This window comes from Gardnerella sialicivorans subsp. sialicivorans (genome assembly GCF_056746795.1).
This window is the reverse complement of sequence record NZ_JBWPXA010000011.1, coordinates 1-3,618: the sequence shown is the minus strand read 5'-3', so window position 1 is coordinate 3,618 and position 3,618 is coordinate 1. Positions and strand designations below refer to the sequence as shown.

Annotated in this window: 2 rRNA genes; both read right to left on the bottom strand. The window is 53.5% G+C overall.

Annotation, left to right across the window (positions count from 1 at the left end):
* Nucleotides 1-18 precede the first annotated feature (18 nt).
* Nucleotides 19-135: ribosomal RNA gene (gene rrf, locus AC1EKB_RS06180) — 5S ribosomal RNA — on the bottom strand.
* Between the two features lie 169 nt (nt 136-304).
* Nucleotides 305-3,362, bottom strand: a 23S ribosomal RNA gene (locus AC1EKB_RS06175).
* Nucleotides 3,363-3,618 lie beyond the last annotated feature (256 nt).

Sequence of the window (3,618 nt, the reverse complement as noted above, 5' to 3'; positions counted from 1 at the left end):
TCCCCGCTAGAAAGAATAATGCGGCAGCGTGTTAGTCTCCCACACCCTATCGAGTGCAGTACCCTCACCGTGTCAGGCCTTAGCTTCCGGGTTCGGAATGGGACCGGGCGTCTCACCTGAGCCATGACCACCGCAAAACTAGATTATACACTCGCAAACAAGCGAGTGGCAAGCTGGCGGTTTGGGAACCGGACATGAACGCGAGCAACAAGAAGAACACTATTATCAAAATCAACAACTTAACCATAATCATGACCGCTTAACACTCCCTAATGTTAAGAGAATTAAACGATAAGCAATACAAGTAGTATCACAATCGCCCATTAGTACTGGTCAGCTCCACCCCTTACAGGGCTTCCACATCCAGCCTATCAACCACGTGTTCTACATGGGGGCTCACACACAAAGTGCAAGGAATGCTAATCTTGGAGCAGGCTTCCCGCTTAGATGCTTTCAGCGGTTATCCCTTCCAAACGTAGCTAACCGGCAGCGCCACTGGCGTGACGACCGGCATACCAGAGGTTCGTCCACCCAGGTCCTCTCGTACTATGGGCAGGTCTCCTCAACATTCCAACGAGCGCAGAGGATAGAGACCAAACTGTCTCACGACGTTCTGAACCCAGCTCGCGTGCCGCTTTAATCGGCGAACAGCCGAACCCTTGGGACCTGCTCCAGCCCCAGGATGCGACGAGCCGACATCGAGGTGCCAAACCATCCCGTCGATATGGACTCTTGGGAATGATCAGCCTGTTATCCCCGGGGTACCTTTTATCCGTTGAGCGATGCCACGTCCGTACGCCGGCACCGGATCACTATCTCCGACTTTCGTCCCTGCTCGACCCGTCAGTCTCACAGTCAAGCCCGCTTGTGCGATTACACTCAAAACCCGATTGCCAACCGGGCTGAGCGGACCATTGAGCGCCTCCGTTACTCTTTAGGAGGCAACCGCCCCAGTTAAACTACCCGCCAGGCACTGTCCCTAACACGGATAACGTGTCGAGGTTAGACGCCAGATATGGAAAGAGCGGTATTTCACTTGTTGACTCCACGCAAGCTAGCGCCCACGCTTCACAGCCTCCCGCCTATGCTACACGATCCACACCTAACGACAATACCAAGGTATAGTAAAGGTCCCGGGGTCTTTTCGTCCTTCTGCGCTTAACGAGCATCTTTACTCGTACTGCAATTTCGCCGGGCTCCTGGCCGAGACAGTGGGGAAGTCGTTACGCCATTCGTGCAGGTCGGAACTTACCCGACAAGGAATTTCGCTACCTTAGGATGGTTATAGTTACCACCGCCGTTTACCGGGGCTTAAATTCACCGCTTCGCCAAAGCTAACGGATCCTCTTAACCTTCCGGCACCGGGCAGGCGTCAGAGCGTATACAGCGGCTTACGCCTTCGCACGCTCCTGTGTTTTTGGTAAACAGTCGCTACCCCCTAGCTTGTGCCACCCCCAACAGCTCCGCATGTAAAAAACATCACCATCAGGGGTCTCCCTTATGCCGAAGGCACGGGAGTAATTTGCCGAGTTCCTTGGCCAGGATTCGCCCGATCGCTTCGGTATACTCTACCAGACCACCAGTGTCGGTTTAGGGTACGAGCGGAATCACACCTCACGTTGAAGCTTTTCTCGGCAAGCAGGATCACCGGAATCAGCCATACGGCCTACCCATCACGCCTCAGCTTAAACATCCCCCGGATTTACCTAGGAGACAGCCCACACGCTTAGCCACGGAAAACCACCTCCGCAGCCGGCTACCTACCCGCGTCACTCCCACGCTAACCTACTACCGATACGCTCCCAACACTAAACCAGAAGAAAACCCCGAAAGGCAATCAACCAGAATAACGAAGGTTAGTACTCTCAGATTCAGTTCGAACGGTGTAACACCGGTACGGGAATATCAACCCGTTCATCCATTCGACTACGCCTGTCGGCCTCGCCTTAGGACTCGACTCACCCGGGGACGACGAACGTGGCCCCGGAACCCTTAGTCATTCAGCGGACAGGATTCACACCTGTCTCTCGCTACTCATGTCTGCATTCTCACTCCCGTATAGTCCACGACAAGTTCACACTGCCGCTTCACCCCATACAGGACGCTCTCCTACCCCACGTGAAAAAATCACGCAGCCGCGTCTTCGGTGGCGTGCTTAAGCCCCGCTACATTGTCGGCGCGGAACCACTAGACCAGTGAGCTGTTACGCACTCTTTCAAGGATGGCTGCTTCTGAGCCAACCTCCTGGCTGTCTATGCGACTCCACATCCTTTCCCACTTAGCACGCGCTTCGGGACCTTAGACGACGATCAGGGCTGTTTCCCTTTTGACGACGGAGCTTATCCCCCGCCGACTCACTGCCATGATAAACCTAACAGGTATTCGGAGTTTGGCTGCTATTAGTACCCGGTATGGGCCCGCAAGCATCCAGTAGCTCTACCCCCTGTAAGCAATAACATGACGCTGCACCTAAATGCATTTCGGAGAGAACCAGCTATCACGGAATTTGATTGGCCTTTCACCCCTAACCCCAAGTCATCCCCCCAGTTTTCAACCTAGGTGGGTTCGGTCCTCCACACGGTCTTACCCGCGCTTCAACCTGCTCAGGGCTAGATCATCCCGCTTCGGGTCCAGGACATGCGACTAAAACGCCTTTTAAAACTCGCTTTCGCTACGGCTCCCCCACCCGGGTTAGCCTCGCCACATACCACTGACTCGCAGACTCATTTTTCGATAGGCACGCCGTCACCCCACAAGAAGGCTCCGACGGATTGTAAGCGCACGGTTTCAGGAACTATTTCACTCCCCTCCCGGGGTGCTTTTCACCTTTCCCTCACGGTACTAGTACACTATCGGTCAGACAGGAATACTTAGGCTTACCCAACGGTCTGGGCAGATTCACGCGGGATTCCACGAGGCCCGCGCTACTTGGGAATAAACATAAAGAGACATCGCACGACCTGCTACGGGGCCATCACCCTCTACGGCTGGGAATTCAATCCCATTCACATAACACGATGTTTTATCACTCTCCTCAACCCCGTCAGAGGCTGAACAGTCAATCCCACGACCCCGAATACGCAACACCTGACGATTATCACACGTACTCGGTTTAGCCTGATCCGCTTTCGCTCGCCACTACTCACGGAGTATCCTTTCCTGCAGGTACTGAGATGTTTCACTTCCCTGCGTACCCCCCACAAAACTGTGGTGACCACCCATAACAGTGGCCGGGTCTCCCCATTCGGAAATCCTCGGATCAAAGCCCACTCGGCAGCTCCCCGAGGCATATCGCAGCCCGTCACGTCCTTCATCGGTCCTGTCTACCAAGGCATCCACCATACGCCCTTACCAGTGATACACCAGTAAAAAGCCTATCGCTTAACTCTCTAGACAATAAATCATCACACTAAACGATCACAAAACGATCAAGCGACTCCACCAAAATGGAGCCGGTTGAAATTGATAAAAGTAAAAACAAGCAAAACCAAAAATAGTCTCACTATTCTTACTCGCGTCCACTATCCAGTTCTCAAACCACCAAACACCAAGAACACAAGCCAAAACCAAAAAGCCTCAACCTGCAATCCAAGGGCTAGGACCGCAACCCCAACAAAA